Origin of the sequence: Halomonas sp. PR-M31, from assembly GCF_001039575.1 — a bacterium.
In the GTDB taxonomy this organism is placed as follows: domain Bacteria; phylum Pseudomonadota; class Gammaproteobacteria; order Pseudomonadales; family Halomonadaceae; genus Modicisalibacter.
This window is the reverse complement of record NZ_JIBT01000025.1, coordinates 17,973-37,488: the sequence shown is the minus strand read 5'-3', so window position 1 is coordinate 37,488 and position 19,516 is coordinate 17,973. Positions and strand designations below refer to the sequence as shown.

Genomic DNA, 19,516 nt, shown 5'->3' with positions numbered 1-19,516 from the left:
AACGCATGCGCTTCGTGTCCGGGCTCGGGAATGATGCAAGGAATTTTTCTTGTATTCCTGATTGGTATTTTCTGAGTCCAAATTTCGATCTTTAGTGAGGTCATCCGATGAAACGACAGAAACGTGATCCCTTCCAGCGTGCGTATGTCCACGGGTACAAGGCTGGTATGGGAGGCCGCTCCCGAGATGATTGTCCCAGTCAGGATATCAATATTCGCGAGTACTGGATGAGCGGTTGGCGTGAAGGTCGTGGGGATCAATGGTCGGGAATGACAGGCGTTTCCGGTATCCATAAAAACCCCATGGTGACTTGATTCTGAAATAGCTTTCCGGTCCATTGATCAGCGAAAGCGTTCAGCCAAAGGATCGGTTAAAGAGCCCCATTAAGGCCCGTGTTTCTACCACGGGCCTTTCTGTTTTAACTCATCGTCTAAGCATGTTCTTTTTTCAGGATGCTCTACTTCTTGTTGCTCTGTAGCGCCTGGATACACTCGTTGATCAAGCCAGGTCCTCGGTAGATGAATCCAGTATAAAGCTGTACCAGGTCCGCTCCCGCCTCACGTTTTGCCTTCGCTTTCTCACCGCTATCGATGCCCCCGACGCCGATGATGGGCATATTAGGCAATTGTCGTCGCAGCTCGCGAATCACCCGGTTGGACGCCTCGAACACCGGCCCGCCGGATAAGCCACCCTGCTCATCCGCATGTGGCAATCCATTGATCGCTTCACGAGAGACGGTCGTGTTCGTCGCAATCACCGCATCAATGGCATTGGAAGACAGAGCCTTGGCAACGAGACCGACTTCCTCCGGCGTCATGTCTGGAGCGATCTTGACCGCCAGGGGCACTGGCTTGCCCTTTTGCCGATCCAAACGAGAGCATTCCTCTCGTAGCGCCCCCAACAGCGCATCGAGATGCTCACCAAACTGCAGGTTGCGCAGCCCCGGGGTATTGGGCGAGGAGATATTGACGGTGATGTAGTGCGCGTGGGCATGAACGCGCGTCAGACAGGTTAGATAGTCATCGACGGCCTGTTCCACCGGTGTGGTCAGATTCTTGCCGATGTTGATGCCGATCACACCGTTGTAACGGCTCTTGCGTACATTGGCCAGCAGATGATCGACACCGGCGTTGTTGAACCCCATGCGATTGATGATGGCCTGGCGCTGGGGTACCCGGAACATGCGGGGGCGCGGATTGCCCGGCTGAGCCTTCGGAGTCACCGTGCCTACCTCGACGAAGCCGAATCCCAGCGCCCCCAGGGCATCAAGATGATCCGCATTCTTGTCCAGCCCTGCCGCAAGCCCCACCGGATTGGCAAAGCGAAGCCCCATCAGCTCGATGGGATCGTCACTGTCATGGCGGGCATTCAAGATGCCCGCACGGTGCATAAAATTCAGACTCTTGAGAGAGAGATCATGAGCCCTTTCCGGGTCGAGCCGAAAAAGCAGCGCGCGGGCAAGGCCGTACATCATGAGTGTCTACTGCAAGTGGCTGTCATAAATATCTACTGAGTGTCGAGCTGCTGGACTCGCAGAGTGTAATTGTTGACCCCGCTGTTGGCGCTACCGAACTTCTGGCCACTGACCCAGACGGTATATCGTCCTGGCGTCAGCCGCGTTTCGATATCGAAATCACCTTCGAACCCTTTGGCCTTGTCACTGGCGACCACGTTGCCATTTTCATCCAGCACCCGTGCTTCAAGACGATAGCTGGTTTCGCTGCCAACAAAGGTAGAACTCGTGATGGAAACGGTGCCGGCCTGGGCCACATCGAAACTCAACACTTCGCCCTTGGTGCGAATATCGATATCCGCCACGAGCTCATCGAATGCCTCCGGCACTTGCTTAGAAGACGCTTCTTCGCTTCCTGCATCGCCTTCTTTTCCTGTGCTGGCGCTACGCTCCTGGACGCCAACGCTATCACTAGCGGACGTTTGCGGTGGAGGCACGTCAAGCGCGCTTTGCTGCTGAGAGGACAAGGACGGCGGTGCCTGATTTGCGTTCACGCTTGCCGACCCGGAAGCCCCCTCGCTGGGCGCCTCTTGAGAAGTGCTTGTAGAGGGGCTCGTTTTGGGCGCCGCGATGGTGGCCACTTCATCGTTGTTATTGACGAAGCCAGTGGTACGCCCATCCCGTCCGGGCCCACCGAACTGAATGCTCGAACCGCCATCGATACCGCTGGTATCCGCATCCAGGCGCTTGCCCTGGGCGTCGAGTCCCGCCACCGACACGGTATAGCTATTGCCACCGCCTCCGGCCTCGCTACCGAACTTATCCGCGGAAACGCGCAATACGTAATTGCCCGGCTCGAGTTCTTCTACCAGGCGCAAACCGCCATTCTGGCCAAGCCCTTTTGCGCTCGCCAACTCGTTGCCTTGAGCGTCCAGCAGCGTCGCGTTGATACGGTAGTCGTCGGAATCGCCGACGAAAGTATTGCTGGTAAATACGTAGCGCCCTGTCCTTTCAACGGTAAAGGCATGCTCGTGAGTGCCACCAAAACCAAAGCTCTGGCTGCGTGCATCCGTGCGCGAGGTAAAGAAACGGCTTAGATCGACCTTGGCGGCAGCCTTTTCGGCACGTTGCAACGCCGGGCTGTCCGCCAGGGCGGGGAGCGCCGCACTGGACAACCCCAGCGCCACGACGACAGGGAGTGCACGATATTTCATGAAGCCTCTCTACAATGACGTTAAAAAAATCGCTGCCCGATTCGTGGCACAGCATACCAGAGAACGGTATACGCATCCTTTGAGTAACAAAAGCGTTTCGTGCCGTTCACTTGGAAGAAAATTCAAGAAAAAAACAAGGCCCCCGTCCGAGCCATGTCGGACAGGGGCCTTGTACGGCTTGATACTCTACGGCTGGCTTTCGCTGGCCGTTCAGACTTCGCTGTTGCTTTCCGAGAGATCGACCAGCTTGCGAATCGCAACGGCAAACAAGGCGAAGCTTGTCTGTGCGCCAGCGTTCATTTCGTGGATCAACTTGCACCAGCGCTCATAAAGATCTGCATGACGCTTGATCCACTCCTCTACTCGAGGCTCGGCCTCCTTCGGGGCATCTTCCAGGTTCAGCACGTTGACCGTTAGCGCCAGCTGCTGACGATCAAGATCGTCCCGGAAGGCTTCTCGGGCCTGGGTCTGCCAGCTGTCGTGTACTTCAAGAGCGTTGACCTGATCCGTCATCCAAGGCAGATCCAGACGTTGGCCCAGTTCATAATAGACGTCCGCTACCCGCTGGATCTTCTCATCGGTCTGACGCGCCGCACCGATGATACCAAGTCCTGCGTAGAGTTGATTGGTCGCGGCGATGATGTCCGCAAGAGCCTTGGGCACACCGGCTTTTTCAAGATCGTCGCGACGCTTCTTCCAGGCCTTGAGATCGTCTCCGCTCAGTCTTTTGCCGATGCTCTCTTGAAGCTGTTTCAAGCGCGGCGCAAAGTACTCGATGTTTTCCTGCACCGACTGACTGGAACGCTGACGCAGGAACCAGCGGGCCATGTGATAGATCAGGCTTCTCAGCTCGAGCATCATGCGATACTGCACCTGACAATCGACCTTGTTGTCCAGCGCCTCGATCTGATTCCACAGACTGCTTAGATTGAAACTGTCCCGAGCGATGATATAGGCCCGTGCGATCTCCGCGCGTCCCGCCCCGGTGGTGTCGATCAGGCGTCTGGTGAAGACGATGCCCATGTGATTGACCAGATCGTTGGCAATCTGAGTGGCGACGATCTCCCGCTTGAGACGATGCTCGTAGAGCTGCTTGCCGAAACGCTCGACCAGCACCTCCGGGAGAGCGGATTCAATGCAGGTCTGGACGTAGGGATCGTCCGGCACATTGGATTCGATCAGATCGCCTTTCAAGGTACTCTTGGCATAGGAAATCAATACGGACAGTTCCGGCAGGGTCAGACCCTCATCCGCATTGGAGCGCTCGACCAAGGCGTCGTCTTGCGGCAGGAACTCAAGCTCTCGATCAAGATGTCCGCTGGCTTCGAGTTCGTTGATGAAGCGCCGATAGGGGCCCATGTTTTGCTTGGCGAGAATCACCGACAAGGAAAGCGCCTGAGCCTGACGATAGTTGCTCGAGAGCACCAGCTTGGCGACGTCCTCGGTCATGTCCGCCAGCAGTTTGTTGCGCTGCTTGTCGGTCATGTCGCCCTGCTTGACGATGTCGTCGAGCAGGATCTTGATATTGACCTCCTGGTCCGAGCAGGTCACGCCGCCGGCGTTATCAATGAAGTCGGTATTGAGCTGAGTCCCACGCCAAGCCGCTTCCATGCGTCCGCGCTGGGTCATGCCCAGATTGCCGCCCTCGCCGATTACTCGGCAGTTGACTTCGCGACCATCGATTCGTAGACCATCGTTGGCCTTGTCACCCACGTCCGCATTCGATTCCTCGCTCGACTTGATATAGGTACCGATACCGCCGTTCCAGATCAGATCGACCTTTGACTTGAGCATGGCGCTGATCAGATCGCTGGGTGAGAGCTTGTCTTGCTTGATACCGAACAGGCTCTTCATCTGAGAAGTGATGGTGATCGACTTGGCGCTGCGCTTGAAGACGCCACCGCCCTCCGAGATCAGACTGCTGTCATAATCTTCCCAGCTCGAGCGCGGCAGCTCGAACAAACGCTTGCGTTCCTGAAAGGACTTGGCCGCATCCGGCTCCGGATCGATGAAAATGTGCATGTGGTTGAAGGCACCCACCAGACGTATCTTGTCCGAGAGCAGCATGCCGTTGCCGAACACGTCCCCGGCCATGTCGCCAATGCCCACCACGGTGAACTCGTCTTCCTGGGTATTCACGCCAAGCTCACGGAAATGGCGCTTCACCGACTCCCAGGCACCCCGGGCCGTGATGGCCATCTTCTTGTGGTCGTAGCCGTTGGCGCCACCGGAAGCGAAGGCGTCCCCCAGCCAATGGCCGTACTCAAAAGAAATCTCGTTGGCGATATCGGAAAACGAAGCCGTACCCTTGTCCGCCGCGACAACCAGGTAGGGATCGTCTTCGTCATGGCGCACTACCGCCTCTGGCGGCACGATTTCACTTCCCTTGAGATTGTCCGTGACATCGAGCAGAGCCCGAATGAATAGCTGATAGCAGGCAATGCCCTCTTTTTGAATCGCGTCGCGATCCGCATTGACGGGCATGCGCTTGCACACGAAGCCACCCTTCGCGCCCACCGGCACGATGACCGCGTTCTTGACCTGCTGGGCCTTCACCAGCCCGAGAATCTCGGTACGGAAATCTTCATGGCGATCCGACCAGCGCAGCCCGCCTCGGGCCACCTTGCCACCACGCAGATGCACCCCTTCGACCCGGGGCGAGTAGACGAATATCTCGAACACAGGCCGCGGCTTGGGCATGTCGGAAATCTGGGTAGGCTCGAGCTTGTAGGCGATGTAGCTTTTGCTCCCGCCGTCGTCCGCACGCTGATAGTAGTTGGTTCGCAGCGTCGCCTGAATCAGTTCGATGTAACGGCGCAGCAGTAGGTCGTCGTTGAGACTTGCCACACTGTCGAGCAGTTCGTTGAGTCGCTCGAGACAGGCGTCCGTTTCTTTTTTCCGCTCCTGTTGCTCCGGATCGAGACGCAGCTCGAACAGCGTCACCAGTTCTCGAGTGATCTCTGGGTGGCTTGCCAAGGCATTGGCAATATAACGCTGGGAAAGGCCGAAGCGTATCTGCTTCAAATAGCGGGCATAGCCCCGCAGCATGGCTACTTCGCGCCAGTTCAGGTTGGCGCCGATGATCAGCCGATTGAAGGAGTCGTTCTCCGCTTCTCCGGTCCAGATGCGTCGGAAGGCATCAACGAAGACTTCTCGCATCTCTTGCAGGTTGACGATCTCGCTGGCGTGGTGCTCCAAGGCAAAATCATGAATCCAGAAGGAGCGATCCTCGGCGTGAATGCCGTAGGGGCGCTCTTCCATCACCCGCAGCCCCAGGTTCTCCATGACCGGCAGAACATCGGACAAGGGAATCGGGCTGTCTTTGTGAAACAGTTTGAGATTGATGCCTTCGACGTCCTCTTCCACCAGACGGTAAAGGCTCAGGGAGATCGGAGCGCCTTCTTCGAGCTCTCCAATATGATGCAGATCGTAAACCGCCGTACGTGCCGTGAAGTCGTCCTGATAGCTTCCCGGAAAAGCATCGCGATAGTGATTAAGCAGCACATTGGCCTGCTCTTCGCCGAAGCCTTCGACCAAGGCGCTCTGCAGATCGTCCTTCCAGCTACGCGCAATCGACGAGATCTTCTTCTCGAGTCGACGCAGGTCGTATTCGACCGGCTTCTCATCGTTGAAGCGCAGAATGTACTGAATTCGCGCCAGCACCGATTCGGAAAGATAGGTATTGAAGTCACCGAACTCTGCGTCGAGTTCTTCGCACAATAGCTTTTGTATGCGCACCCGCAGATCCGTGGAAAACACATCTCGAGGCACGAAGACCATGCAAGAGTAGAAGCGTCCGAAACGATCCTCTCGCACGAACAGGCGCACCCGGCGGCGCTCGCGGATATTGAGAATGCCAAGGGCGGTATCGGTGAGCTCCTGCGTATCGATCTGAAACAGATCGTCTCGTGGAAAGACCTCGAGAATGTTCATCAACTGCTTGCCATTGTGACCGCTGGGATTGAATCCCGAGGCCTTCAATACCGTATTGATCTTCTTGCGCAGCATCGGCACGTTGCGCGGCGAATCGTTGTACACCGATGCCGCATAAAGCCCCATGAAACGCCGCTCGCCAATGACGTTGCCCTTGTCATCGTAGCGATCGATGATGATGTAGTCCGGATAGGCCGGGCGGTGCACCCTGGCATGATGAGCGCTCTTGGCAAAGGAGATCAGCTCCGGTGTACGGATATGCTCATCCACGATGTGCTTTTCACTGCGAATATGTTCGCGATAACGAGGCTGATCGAGTCTGAAAACGCCCAGATCGCTGCCCTCGACGTGATGAAGCCCCTTGCCGCTCTTGGCCTTGCCCTTCTTGCCATCGACCTCGTATTCGTCGTAACCGAGAAAGGTGAAATTGTCGTCAATCAGCCATTCAAGAAAAGCGAGGGTCTCTTTGTAATCTTCTGAATCGACGGGCTCGGGGCGTGATTTTTTGAGCTCATCAAGCGCCGCCTTGGCCTGATCGCGCATCGGCTCGAAGTCTTCCACGGCGGTGCGAACGTCCACCAGCACGCCTTCCAGGCTGGTCTCAAGCTCTTCTAGTACCGCCTCGTCGGAATGACGATCGACTTCGACGACGATGATCGATTCCCGGGTCTTGGGTGCATCCTTGGCATTGACCGAGGTAACCCGGACCAGTTGATGTTGCTTGTCGCGTTCTACCGCCAGCACCGCGTTGTGAATGGCATGTACAGTGATCCCACGGCGGTTGAGCTCGATGCGCACCGAGTCCACCAGAAACGGCATGTCCTCATGCAGCACGCCCACCACCGTATGGGTAGACTGCCAGCCGTGCCGCTCGAAATCCGGGTTGTAGACGCCGACCTTGGGCTGGCTAGGATCGTGTTGCTGAATGAAGTGCCAGATCGACAATGTTGCGCCGTAGACATCGTCAAGGTGACGTTCGATCAGGTCCTCAAAGGGTGCATTGGCGTAGAAGTCCTCGGCGAACGCAGCGATCTTCTTCACCTTGTCCTGAGGCAAGCGCTTCCTGAGCTGCTCCCTTAGCTGCGCCAGAAATTCATTCTTGTCATCGATTGCGACGTGTTGCATCAATCACCTCGGCTACTTCCGGGCGCCATTTGCGGCCGGTAAATGTTCATCGGCGCAACTTGATTGGCTGCGCCGCTGCGCGTGTGCATGAGTTTACTCTAGCTCACCTGGTCGCCCCTATCGACATGCCCGCTTCTTCATGGCGCATGCCAGAAGCGCATTGCCCTTGAATGGTGCAGGGCAAACCTCGGGAAATGCAGCCTATGCACGCCGTTCGAGCAACACGCCGCATTCGCAGTGATCGGTCCAGGGGAACTGATCGAACAGCGCAAACCGAGTAATGGCGTGGGTATCCTTGAGCTGCTCGAGGTTGGTCAACAGCGTGGCGGGATTGCAGGAGATATAGACAATGCGGGAATAGTCCCGCAGCTGTTCGCAGCTATGTTCGTCAAGCCCGGCCCGGGGAGGATCGACCAGCACCGTAGTGAAGACGTACTCCCCGAGACCCATGGCGCTCGCCCGCCGACCTTGCGGCCGTCCCGTCTTCTCGTTGGCCAGGGCCTGGGCAAACTCTTCCGCAGACATGCGGGCTACCACCGCATTGTCGATATGGTTGGCGTCGAGATTGATCTGGGCCGAGGCAACGGCGGTGCGGGATATCTCGGTAGCCAGCACCCGGCGAAAATTCCCCGCCAGGGCGACGGTGAAGTTACCGTTGCCACAGTAAAGCTCCACCAGATCGCCCCGCTGGCTGTTGCGGGTCACGTCCCTTGCCCAGGTCAGCATCTTACGGCTTACCTGGGCGTTGGGCTGGGTAAAGCTGTTTTCCACTTGTTGATAGACGAACTCGCGATCATCGTCCAACGTCAGTCGTTCCCAGACATGATCCCGTTCGAGCACCCGGCGCTGCTTGCGGGCACGGCCGATGATCATGACGTTCAAGCGTGCCTGCAATTCTCGCGCTTTATGCTCCCAGGCATCATCCAGGGTGCGATGATAAATCAGGCTGACGAGCGCTTCGCCGGCAAGGGTCGTCAAAAAATCCACCTGAAACAGCCTGTGGCGCAACACGGGATCGTCACGCAACGCCTCGATCAGCTGCGGCATCAGCTCATTGATGCGCTCACTTGCCACCGGATACTGATCGAGTCGAACGATCTTCTTGCTGCTCGGATCGTCAGGATCGACGTCGAACATGGCGTAGAACAGATCGTCGTCTTCGTGCCAGAGGCGAAATTCGCAGCGCTGGCGAAAGTGGCTTGGCGGCGAGGCAAAGACCTCCAGCGACGGCGGATTCAAATGAGCGAAACGGTGAGTGATGGCATCGCGCTTGGCGTTTAGCTGCTGCGAGTAGCGCTCGGGTTCGACGACGGGTACGGCCACACAGTCTCCTCGATAAAATGATGAATGATAAAGCGTCGGCGCTCTGGCTCAAGGCAGTGGCGATGACGTTGGCAACGGTGGCAACGGTTCTAGCGAAGCAAAACCATAGGCGGCAAGCACTTTGGCCAGCGCCGGGGTCGGGGCGCTGCTCCAGGCAGACTCTACGGTTTTGGCTGGCGCAACGTCGATCATGACCTGCGCGACACGTCGGGCAATGGCGTCACCGGAGTCGATCCAGGTGATCCGGCGCGGCGCGCAGGCATTCAGCTCATCGCGCAGTAGCGGAAAATGCGTGCAACCCAGCACCACGGTATCGAGTTCGGCCACGGTCCAGAAAGGCGACAGCGCGTGAGTTATTTCGGCAATGTCCACTGCCTCCCCCCGAAGCTTACGTTCGGCCTGTGTGACCAGGCTATCCGCAGCCACTCGAACGATATGACAGTGCGCGGCGAAATCGCCTATCAAGGCGTCGGTATAGGGTCGACGAACCGTGGCCGAGGTCGCAAGTAAACCGAAAGTGGCGCTTTGGGTCGCCATCGCGGCGGGTTTGATGGCGGGCACTGTGCCGATTACCGGAATGTTAAGACGAGCACGCAGTTCGCGCAGTGCCAGGGTGCTGGCGGTGTTACAGGCAACCACCAAGGCGCTGGCATTGCTTGCCGTTACTGCGGCACAGCAGACATCCGCAATGCGTGTCACCAGCCAGTCATCCGGCTTGGTGCCATAGGGCAGCATGGCGTTATCGCAAAGATAAGCCAGCGCCGCTCCGGGTAAGCGGTGACGTAGGGCCGCAACGACCGACAGGCCGCCAACACCGGAATCGAAGACAAGGATTGGTCTGCTCATGTGATTTTACTTTCTATTCATGTTCTCGCATTTTAAAAAAAACATTATATCAATGTCTGCAGGGCCGACTATTCGGCGAACGGCGACACCCAGTATTCAATGGGACAATCAGCGCTCAAGTGGTTATTAAATTGAGCATAATTAAGACGATAACATCGTCATATAAAAAGATCGCGTAGAAATTAATTGTTGCTATTGGATAAACCCCATCATAAATGTCTCTACAAAGAGACAAACAAAATATTTATATTATTTTAATTTAATTTCTTAATATGAAAATTACGCCACCAATGCCTGTAATATTTCTCACAACATTGCAGAAAACAAAAAACACTTTTTACCTACTTAAGTTGACACGGTAATATTTTGCGAAAAATATAAAACGCTGTTTTCAATTTTATTTGAGTTGCCAATAAACATTTTAACTATTAATGTCTCGCGGACAATTTGAGCATCATTGCCATCACATCAAAAAGGATAAATGCAGTGGCTTCAAAAAAAATCCCCAAGACCGATATCACGACAATCTGCTTGCACTGGGCATTGGTTATAACGCTAATATTTAGCCTCTTGAGCGGCTTTAGAATCGCTGCAGACAACCCCAACGCCACCCTGGCACCCATACTCAACGGCATTCTTCTTCAAGGCGATGTGATTCAGTGGCATAGCTGGGCCGCCATGGCGTTGGGCGTCGTCATGATCGCTTATATCATCTTTCTGATCAGAGCACGGTTGGCTAATCGAGTCTCTATTAAAACCGGTCAACAAGGTGGATTAACATCCAATGATCGCCGCACTCGGCTGAAAACATTAAATATAGTTATTTACTGGATAGCTTTCATTTTGCTTTTCATGGCGGTAATAACCGGACTTATTCTCTATCTTGCGCCAGGGCTATTTCCTTATTGGCTGGTCACGGATACCCATCAGTTTCTTGCCTGGGCCATCATTGCTTATGTGTTGCTGCACGTTATCGCCCAACTGGCACTTGGCGGCATTCCGCAGCTTCTCAAGATTTTAAACCCTACCGCTGCCTATGGTGCAGCGGCAATTAGTGCCGTTGCAGTCGCCGGTGCTGCCGCTGCGGGAATATATACACTCGACCGTAATGTCATCGAAGATTTGCCTGTCACCCAGGCACAGTCTGCACCTTTGATCGATGGCAAAGCAGATGACGAGGCATGGTCCAAGGCGCCGGCGGTCACCATTGCGACCGGTCGAGGGGTCAACAATCCCGCCGGGGAAGATGTCACGGTGCGCATGATTCACGACGATGAAAAGCTCTATACGCTGTTCGAATGGCCCGACTCGACGCGCAGTCGCAAGCATTTGCCCCTGCAGAAAACCGATCAAGGGTGGCAGGTGCTGCAGTCCCAATACGACATCAATGATGAAAACGATTATTACGAGGACAAGTTCGGCGTCATGTTTGCCTCGTCTTCCTCTATTGCCGGGGCCGGTACTTCTCACCTGGGTCCGAAGCCGATTGCCGACAAGCCCGCGCCGGCTAATGGCCGCGGCTTGCACTACACCACCGATGACTCCCTGGTCGATGTGTGGCATTGGAAGTCCGTGCGTACCGGCGCCGTAGGCCAGATCGATGATAATTACTTCGGCCCGCCGATGGATCCCGATCCGGAAAAGGATCGCTATACCGGCGGTTATACCCAGGACCCCAAGACCGGCGGCGGCTACACCTCGAACTGGGAGAGCTTCGACACCGAGATCGTCATACCCAAACGCTTACCCAAGGACCCCGGGTTGATCGATGGACTGCAGAACGCTTCTCTTGATCCGGAAACGAGTGACGAAGGTCAGTTCTGGTTGGCCATGGAGGACACCATCCCCTATAGCAAGGAAGCGGATACCTACCCGGTGGGCACGATCATGCCTTCGGTACTGCATGAAGGCCAGACTCAAGGCGATCGTGGTCAGGTGCTGTCTGCCGCAAAATGGCAAGACGGACGCTGGACCTTGGAAGCCGAGCGCAAACTCGATACCGGCTCGAAATTCGATGCGGCCTTGAGTCCGGACAAGCCGCTCTATATGTGGGTTGCCGTGTTCGATCATACCCAGACACGTCACAGCCAGCATCTGCATCCCGTACGCATGGTCATGCGGTAACGCTTGACTCATATTGCCGCCAGGCAAAGGAGAAGCAGATGGTAAAGCAGATCTTGATAGAGCAGTGGCCTCATCCTGTTGAGACTTCAAAGGACACGATACTCGATGCGGCCCTCAAGGCCGGTATTCCCTACCCTCACGACTGCCGTTCCGGGGAATGCGGCCAGTGCAAGTCGCGTCTGTTGCAGGGTGAGGTTCGTCACGATCCCTGCCTGAACGTTGCGCTGAGCCCTCAAGAGCGGCGAGACGGGTTCGTGCTGGCCTGTCGCTGCCGACCCAAGACGGATATCGTTGTGTTCTGGCAGGAAACAGGGGCGCAGCAACCTGCCTTTGCCCCGGCCAGTCACGGTGCGACGGTTCACAAGATAGAGCGGGAATCGCGCTCCGTGATTCGGCTTTGGCTGACGCCTGTAGGCGCTCCCATGGAGTTCATGGCGGGTCAGTACGCGCGCCTTCGAATCGGCGACTTGCCGGCACGCTCCTATTCCATGGCCAACCTGTCCGGCGCCGACCTGCTGGAATTCCATATCACCCATCTGCCGGAGGGGCTGGTCAGCGACCACATTGCTCGACGTCTGCAACCGGGCGATACCGTGCACCTCGAAGGCCCTTTCGGCACCGCTCATCTACGCGAGGAGCATGAAGACACCATTTTGACAGTGGCGGGAGGTAGCGGCCTTGCGCCTATTCTGTCGATTGTGCGCACGGCGCTTGCGAAACGGCCGGAGCAGCCCATTCACCTCTATTACGGCGTCAGAGAGCATGGCGACCTTCATGCGGAAGAGGAGCTGGCATGGCTTGCCGATCGTTATTCCAACCTGTGGGTACATATCGTTCTAACGAAATCCACCCAGGCGGAAACCCATCAAATCCAGACTCGACTGTCCGACGCGCACTTACCAAAAACGTATCGTAAAGGCGCCCTGCATCATGTGTTCGCGGCGGACTTCGATTCCCTGGCCGGCATTCCTCTCTATACCGCCGGCTCTCCAGGAATGGTGGAGGCGGTCAGAGAGATGGGCATTATCAAGGGCGTCTCGCCAAACGACATTCATGCGGACGTGTTTCGCGCCGAGCCCAGTGCCGTTAGCCCCTCTGAAGGCGGCCTGGTGAAGCGCCTCATGAGTTTTTTAACTTGAAGAAACGTTGAAAAGCGTGGCCAAGGTGTTTCTATTCAAAGGTTGCCGGCAAACTGAATACTGGTTATTTTTACAGTATCAATTCGCCGACACTTTTTGTTTCTGGAGATCCCATGGCCATCAGCCGCTTCGCCACTACCACGCCCTCTGGAGATAGAAATGCCTTTGGTGTCGGGGAACGACGCGGCGCCAGTGGTTTCCCCTCTCCCGCGGACGACTACCAGGAAGCGCCGCTGGATCTCAATCACTACCTGATCCCCCGCCCGGCGTCGACCTTTTTCATGCGGGTGTCCGGTAGCACCTTGAAAAAGGCCGGTTTTCACGACGGCGACTTGCTGATCGTCGATCGTTCTCAAAAAGCCATGCCAGGTCAATGGCTGGTAGCCGTCGTCAATGGCGAACTGGCCTTGTACCGCCTGGAGAGCCAAGGCAGGCGCTGGTGGCTGCGTGGCGGCGATTCACGTCAGGCGTGCCTGCCTCTGGAAGACAGCGATGACTATCGGCTATGGGGGCTGGTGTGTCATGTCATTCATGACTGCCGCAGGCCAAACTGAGCATGTACGCCCTCATCGATTGCAACAATTTCTTCGTCAGCTGCGAGCGTTTGTTCGACCCTCGGCTGGAAGGCATGCCGGTCGGCGTGCTGTCGAACAACGATGGCTGCGTGATTGCGCGCTCCCAAGAACTCAAGGCGCTTGGCGTCGCCATGGGCATGCCGGCCCATAAGATCCCGGCTGCTCAACGACGAAAACTGGTCTTGAAGTCCTCCAACTATGCGCTCTATGGCGATCTTTCAGGACGCGTGCAGCGGGTTCTAGCTCAGTTCGTGCCTGCCCTGGAGCCCTACTCCATCGACGAGTGCTTTCTCGATCTTCGCGGCATCAATGACGATCTCGAAAGCCTGGGACGTGATCTAGTGAAGCGCGTAGAGCGTGAAGTGGGGCTGCCCGTATCGCTGGGTATCGCTCCGACCCGCACTCTGGCCAAGCTGGCCAATCATCAGGCCAAGCGCATGCCGAATCGGCCTCAGGTGTGTATCTGGCCGGATGCCACGGCCTCGGCGCTGGATCAGCATCTGCGCCAGCTGTCGGTCAAGGACGTTTGGGGCATCGGCGCACGGCTGGCGCTGCGGCTTCTTGATCTAAAGATCGACAGCGCCGCCGCCCTGCGGGACGCCCCGGAGTCCTTGCTACGCAAACGCTTCAGTGTCGTGGTGGCACGCACGGCCCGAGAGCTCAAGGGAACGCCTTGTATCAAGGCTCAGGATCTGGAGTCACCGCGCCGCAGCATCTTGTGCTCACGCTCTTTCGGCCGCTTGCTGAACGACCCCCGACAACTCAGCGAGGCATTGCGCCATCACTGTCAGCGGGCCGGTGAAAAACTGCGCCGGGACGACATGCTGGCAGGCGCCGTGGGCGTCTTTTTGCGTACCAGCCATCATCACCCTGGCCCGCAACAACATCACCCATTATGGATGACATTGCCCTTCCCAAGCGCGGATACGGTACGACTCAATCGTCAGGCTCAGCAGCTGCTGCAACGGCTCTGGCGCCCAGGGTATGCCTATCAGAAAATGGGCGTCATGCTCAGCGAATTGAGCCCACGGCGCCATAGCCAGTCGTCGCTGCTCGATGGCTGTGAACCGATACGACAAGAAGCGCTGATGCAGGCCTGGGACGCCATTCGTCAACGCTATGGACGCGAGGCCTTGACCCTTGGCGTACAGCACCAGCAGAGCGCATGGCGCATGAACAGCCGCCACCGCTCCGCCCGCTACACGACTCATTGGGATGAGTTGCCCAGCGTACGTTCAGGTTAATGCCCGTCGTTATTGGCTCTGGCTTTTATTCTCGTTCTCCGTATCACGATCAAAGGGAGACGGCGCCTCCTTGAACTCCGCATACAGCTGAGGATAAGCCTCTTGCAGCCGGGAAAGACTGGCTTCTGCACCCGCCGGCAGCATCTTGAGTAGCCGCTGCTGGTCTTCATCGGTCAAATGCGTTCGAATCAGCGGAAACAGCTTTTCACGCTCGGCGCGAAGATAGGCCCGGTGCGCATCGAGATACGCCTTGAGATCGTCGGCGAAACGATCCATGGGAACGACCGCATCCATGAGGATCATGTCGATATTGTGGGAAAGCTGATTCAGACGCTCGTGCAGCCCCTGATAGTCGATGGCCAGTTGGCGACTCATCTCATCCGCTTCCGGCGCCTTGGCCAAAAGATGTTCACTGTAAAGCCGCTCCAGGGGAATGGTGAAACTATTCATATAGTCGAGAATGTAGTCCGCAACTTCTCGTACCAGTTGGAAATCCGGACGCTTACCATGGGCCAAGGTTCTGTGCTTGAGCGATAGCACATGAAGCAACCGCGCCATGTTGGCATGATCTCGTCGTAATTGAGTCAGCATGGGCATGGTAGTACCTCCTTCTGCTGGGGGCTAAGCAGAGTCAAATAAAACGCGATATGAGATGCGCTTTCCCGACTCGAATGTTTACCCTAGTCGCTACTGGCATATTGCGCTCGCTAAAATTGTCACCAGGCGTTTACCGTTACTCTAGTTCAAGCGCAATCCCCAGCACTGATTTTTTCGGCACGAGTCAATTTCATGGATCTGTTCAGTCAGCACGCCCGGAGCGATAGCGCTCCCCTGGCCTTTCGCATGCGCCCTCGCAGTCTTGATGACTACACGGGCCAGCAAGCATTGGTCGGTCCCGACAAACCCTTGCGCCGCATGGCAGAAAGCGGCGTATTGCGCTCGATGATCCTGTGGGGCCCCCCAGGCGTGGGCAAGACCACCCTGGCAGAAATATTGGCTGAGGCTTCCGGGGCTAAGCTTGAGCATCTATCCGCAGTCATGGCTGGGGTCAAGGAGATCCGCGCTGCCGTGGAGCGCGCCCGGGTCGCTCAGAGCCAGCAGCGTCCCACGGTGCTGTTTCTCGATGAGATTCATCGGCTCAACAAGAGCCAGCAAGACGCTCTGCTGCCCCATGTGGAATCTGGCCTGCTGACACTGATCGGCGCCACCACGGAAAACCCCTCCTTCGAGGTCAATTCCGCCCTGCTGTCTCGGGCCCGGGTCTATGTGCTCAAGAAGCTCGACGACGATGAGCTTCGTCAGGTGCTGCGCCATGCGCTGAGTGATCAAGAAAACGGCCTTGGCAGGCGCCATATCCAGGCCGATGACGAGGTGCTGACAGTACTTGCCCGGGCCAGCGGTGGCGATGCAAGACGTGCCCTTGGGCTTTTGGAAACCGCTTGCGATTTCACCCACGCCGAGGACGGCAAGGAGTATTTGAACAAGGATGCCCTCGAAGAAGTCATTGGTCATCAGGCCAGCGCTTTCGACAAGCAAGGCGATCACTATTACGATCTGCTTTCGGCGATCCACAAGTCGATTCGTTCGTCCCGGCCGGATGCGGCGCTACTGTATATGGCCCAGTTCATGCAAGGCGGTGGCGATCCGCTCGATGTGGTGCGCCGTCTGACGGCCATCGCGTCCGAAGATGTGGGCAACGCCGAACCCCGGGCCCTGCCGCTGGTCATCGCTGCCTGGGATGCCTATCTGCGCCTGGGAGATTACGAAGGTCAGCGGGCCATCGCCCACGCTGCCATTCATCTGGCGGTGGCCCCCAAGAGCAATGCCATCGAACGTGCCTGGCAGGGAGCCAAACGATTTGCCAAGGAAAACCCGGACCTGGAAGTGCCTGTCTATCTGCGCAATGCGCCGACCAAGTTAATGGCATCCCTGGGCCATGGCGAGGGCTATCGTTACGCCCACAAGGAGCCCCAGGGCTATCCGGCGGGTAGCGCCCACGACTGCTGGCCAGAGGGATTACCCAAGACCCGTTTCTTCGATCCTAGCGAACACGGCCAGGAAAAGCGCTTCAAGCAGATGCAGGCCTATCGTGCGGAGCTAGATGCCCAAGCCGACGATCATCAAACGAATACGAATAACTCAGACTAAATCTTACCCTTGAAAAGGATTTCGCCATGCCCTCGAAAGCCGCGCCCTTGAAAGCCATGCCTTCGAAATCAACGCCCTCCTTCGGCGTTGCAGCTTCCCTGTTTGGTTCTTTGTTCAGTATGGCCCTGTTGGGTGGCTGCACCTCATTGCCTTCTCTGGAAGATCGCTCTCACACGTCCGTCTTGCCTCTTGCCCAGGCCAAGGAGACGCAGCTCGGCCAGGCAGTCAGTGAGCATGGGACCAAACACCCCGGGGTAAGCGGTCTCTATCTGCTCGACGACCCGCGGGGCGCCTTCGCCGCTCGAGCGCTGCTGGCCCGGGCCGCGGAGCGCACCTTAGACGTGCAGTACTACATTTGGGAAGACGACCTGACAGGAACACTGCTGATACAGGCGCTGCTTGATGCCGCCGAGCGCGGTGTTCGAGTGCGCCTATTGCTGGATGATCTCGGCAACAGTCTCTCGGACAACCTTCTGGCGGCTCTGAGCGAACATCCGAACATTCAGGTACGCCTGTTCAATCCCTTCAAGCACCGCAACTTCAAGTACCTGGGCTTCGTCACGGACTTTTCCAGAACCAATCGGCGCATGCATAACAAATCCTTAACCGCTGACAACCAGGCTACCATCGTGGGCGGCCGCAATGTCGGCGATGAGTATTTCGGCGCCACGGACGGCACGCTGTTTTCCGATCTCGACGTCCTGGCCATAGGGCCGGTGGTACAGGAAGTCTCCGAGGATTTCGACCGCTACTGGGCCAGCGGTTCAGCTTACCCCGTGAATCGGCTGCTTCCCGAGGCATCTCCAGGCACGCTAGAGGATCTATCGTCCCACACCGCACGTGTCAAACGGCAGCCCGATGCCCAGACCTACATAAAAGCACTTGAGGAAAATCGCACCGTTACCCAGCTACTCAGCGGCGAACTCGAGCTTGTCTGGGCGCCTACGCATCTATTGAGCGATGATCCTGCCAAAGGGCTTGGCGAGGCCCCGACGAACGGTCATCTGATCGATCAGATATCCAGCATCATTCGAGACAGCGAACGCTCTCTCGATATCGTATCCGCCTATTTCGTGCCCACCAAGCATGGCACACGGCTGTTGACCGGTCTGGCCAACCGAGGCGTGAACGTCAACGTGCTCACCAACTCGCTGTCGGCAACGGATGTGGCAATGGTGCACGCGGGCTATGCCAAATGGCGCAAACCCCTGCTCAAGGCAGGGGTTTCGCTCTTCGAAATGCAGTCTACTGAAAGAAACGCACCCCCCAGCGCCAGCCCAGCCCCCTTGAGCAGTTCCAGCTCGAGTCTGCACGCAAAGACCTTTGCCCTGGATGGTGAAACGCTTTTCATCGGTTCATTCAACTTCGACCCCCGCTCGGCAACGTTCAATACCGAGCTGGGTTTTCTGATCGAGAACCCGGGCGTCGCCCAGGCTTTGCACCAGACCTTCGAGCAGAAAATTCCTACCCGCGCTTATCAAGTGAGACTCAACGAGAAGAACGATCTCTACTGGCTTTCCAAGGTGGACGGCCAGACTAAACGCTACGACACCGAACCCAACACGTCCTGGTGGAAGCGTCAGTCCGTCAAGTTCTTCACGCTGCTACCCATCGATTGGCTATTGTAGAAAACGGCCTCAACAGGCAAATCGCCAACCGTTAGCGAGACTCACGAATCACGTCCACGTTCTCGGGGATCTCGAACTCGAACGTGGATGAATCGATGGTTAGATTGTGCTGGGGGTCCTGGAAGCTGATGGCCGTCTGCTGGCCCGTGCTGTCATTCATGCGCAGGCCTCTTAGCTGCTCGGAATGAAAGACAAGCTTGAGCTGCTCGAACAAGGTATCCGGGCTCTTGGGTATCAGGCTGAAGGTTTCGGTGGCCCCTTGCTGCTGCCGGGAGACTTCATAATCGTCCGACAGGGCGTCGGCACTGCCGGATAGCAGCAGTGCGGGCGTATGGGTTACCCGAGTATCCAGCGGCTGTACCGTCACCTGAGCCAGATCCGGATCGTACAGATAGATTTCTTCACCATCGGACACCACGACCTGCTTGTAGGGTTCTTCGACCTCCCAGCGAAACTTGCCCGGACGCGACAGCAGCATGGTGCCCTCGGCGCTCTGCAGTTGAGAACCGGAGCTATCGAGAATCTGCTGTTCGAACCCGGCAGAATAGGTTTCAAGAGGTTCGAGCAAGCTCGTCAACCGCGAGGCGGCCTGCTCATCGGCGCTTGCGGCCAGGGGCATCATCAGTGCCATTCCCATTACTGCCAGTCTGTTTGACACCTTCATGCCTGCTCCTTCGTTCACTGTTCAATCTTCAATTCGCGTTATCGCACCGCTTCATTGACCGCCATAACGAGACGATTGCTGTCATGAAATCACTGTTTTC

The 19,516-nt window shown here is 56.8% G+C and carries 14 protein-coding genes; 7 read left to right on the top strand and 7 right to left on the bottom strand.

Annotation, left to right across the window (positions count from 1 at the left end):
* Positions 1–107 precede the first annotated feature (107 nt).
* On the top strand, positions 108–314 hold the full coding sequence (rmf, locus tag CH74_RS18220) for a ribosome modulation factor (protein ID WP_082140338.1): 207 nt from the start codon (positions 108–110) through the stop codon (positions 312–314).
* 143 nt (positions 315–457) lie between these two features.
* Here the strand turns inward: rmf and CH74_RS07760 are convergent, their stop codons facing one another.
* The 5 genes from CH74_RS07760 to murI form a co-directional block, all read right to left on the bottom strand.
* On the bottom strand, positions 458–1,471 hold the full coding sequence (locus tag CH74_RS07760) for a quinone-dependent dihydroorotate dehydrogenase (protein ID WP_048306892.1): 1,014 nt from the start codon (positions 1,469–1,471) through the stop codon (positions 458–460).
* A gap of 35 nt (positions 1,472–1,506) precedes the next feature.
* Entirely contained in the window at positions 1,507–2,667 is a 1,161-nt protein-coding gene (locus CH74_RS18965) for a hypothetical protein (RefSeq protein ID WP_048306890.1), read from the bottom strand.
* A gap of 210 nt (positions 2,668–2,877) precedes the next feature.
* On the bottom strand, positions 2,878–7,725 hold the full coding sequence (locus CH74_RS07750; protein ID WP_048306889.1) for an NAD-glutamate dehydrogenase: 4,848 nt from the start codon (positions 7,723–7,725) through the stop codon (positions 2,878–2,880).
* Between the two features lie 201 nt (positions 7,726–7,926).
* Positions 7,927–9,048 carry a tRNA (uridine(54)-C5)-methyltransferase TrmA gene (gene trmA / locus CH74_RS07745; RefSeq protein ID WP_048306888.1) on the bottom strand — a complete coding sequence of 374 codons (1,122 nt, stop codon included), beginning with the start codon at positions 9,046–9,048 and terminating at the stop codon, positions 7,927–7,929.
* 48 nt (positions 9,049–9,096) lie between these two features.
* Positions 9,097–9,894, bottom strand: coding sequence for a glutamate racemase (gene murI / locus CH74_RS07740; protein ID WP_048306887.1), 798 nt, complete (start codon positions 9,892–9,894; stop codon positions 9,097–9,099).
* Positions 9,895–10,380: 486 nt separating this feature from the next.
* Between murI and CH74_RS07735 the strand changes: the two genes are divergently transcribed.
* The 4 genes from CH74_RS07735 to CH74_RS07720 all read left to right on the top strand — a co-directional run bounded on the left by CH74_RS07735 (position 10,381) and on the right by CH74_RS07720 (position 14,976).
* On the top strand, positions 10,381–12,018 hold the full coding sequence (locus CH74_RS07735; protein WP_172656315.1) for an ethylbenzene dehydrogenase-related protein: 1,638 nt from the start codon (positions 10,381–10,383) through the stop codon (positions 12,016–12,018).
* Between the two features lie 38 nt (positions 12,019–12,056).
* On the top strand, positions 12,057–13,157 hold the full coding sequence (locus CH74_RS07730) for a 2Fe-2S iron-sulfur cluster-binding protein (RefSeq protein WP_053070671.1): 1,101 nt from the start codon (positions 12,057–12,059) through the stop codon (positions 13,155–13,157).
* A 113-nt stretch (positions 13,158–13,270) separates the two neighbouring features.
* Positions 13,271–13,711, top strand: a complete 441-nt coding sequence (locus CH74_RS07725; RefSeq protein ID WP_053070670.1) for a LexA family transcriptional regulator — start codon at positions 13,271–13,273, stop codon at positions 13,709–13,711.
* A gap of 2 nt (positions 13,712–13,713) precedes the next feature.
* Entirely contained in the window at positions 13,714–14,976 is a 1,263-nt protein-coding gene (locus tag CH74_RS07720) for a Y-family DNA polymerase (protein ID WP_048306886.1), read from the top strand.
* Positions 14,977–14,985: 9 nt separating this feature from the next.
* Here CH74_RS07720 and CH74_RS07715 read toward each other — a convergent pair whose 3' ends face one another.
* A complete protein-coding gene (locus CH74_RS07715; RefSeq protein WP_216594729.1) occupies positions 14,986–15,567 on the bottom strand; it encodes a hemerythrin domain-containing protein in 582 nt (193 codons plus the stop codon).
* 198 nt (positions 15,568–15,765) lie between these two features.
* Here CH74_RS07715 and CH74_RS07710 point away from each other — a divergent pair, with 198 nt between their 5' ends.
* Together CH74_RS07710 and CH74_RS07705 are read left to right on the top strand one after the other, a co-directional pair.
* On the top strand, positions 15,766–17,124 hold the full coding sequence (locus CH74_RS07710; RefSeq protein WP_048306884.1) for a replication-associated recombination protein A: 1,359 nt from the start codon (positions 15,766–15,768) through the stop codon (positions 17,122–17,124).
* A gap of 26 nt (positions 17,125–17,150) precedes the next feature.
* Entirely contained in the window at positions 17,151–18,752 is a 1,602-nt protein-coding gene (locus CH74_RS07705) for a phospholipase D family protein (RefSeq protein ID WP_253272999.1), read from the top strand.
* 31 nt (positions 18,753–18,783) lie between these two features.
* Here CH74_RS07705 and lolA read toward each other — a convergent pair whose 3' ends face one another.
* Positions 18,784–19,416: an outer membrane lipoprotein chaperone LolA gene (gene lolA, locus CH74_RS07700; RefSeq protein WP_048306883.1), complete on the bottom strand. Its 633-nt coding sequence runs from the start codon at positions 19,414–19,416 to the stop codon at positions 18,784–18,786.
* Between the last annotated feature and the right edge of the window lie 100 nt (positions 19,417–19,516).